This is a genomic window from Methylobacterium frigidaeris, from assembly GCF_022179185.1.
In the GTDB taxonomy this organism is placed as follows: Bacteria; Pseudomonadota; Alphaproteobacteria; order Rhizobiales; family Beijerinckiaceae; genus Methylobacterium; species Methylobacterium frigidaeris.
The window spans coordinates 1-273 of sequence record NZ_BPQJ01000204.1; the positions used below are offsets into that span (position 1 = coordinate 1).

1 protein-coding gene is annotated in these 273 nt (G+C 73.3%); it reads left to right on the forward strand.

Going from position 1 to position 273, the window contains the following annotated elements; genetic code table 11:
- A partial coding sequence (locus MFF64_RS36860) for a hypothetical protein (RefSeq protein ID WP_238193987.1) occupies positions 1 to 273 on the forward strand: 273 nt, incomplete at both ends.

Sequence of the window (273 nt, forward strand, 5' to 3'; positions counted from 1 at the left end):
CACCCGCACCACCGACCGCCCCCACCCCGCCCTGCCCGACCAGCTGCCCGGCGGAGCCCCCACCGGCCTCTCGGCGGCCAAGGCCGCCACGCTAATGAAGGGCATCCGCCCGATCACGCCCACCGACAACTGCCGCCGTGACATAGCCCGTGATCTGCTGGCCCACCTGCGTCGGGTGGACCGGCAGGCCAAGGCGAACGAGGCCCAGATACGCGACGCCCTGGCCGCGTCACAGACCACGCTGACGTCGCTGGCGAGCCTGGGGACCGTGCT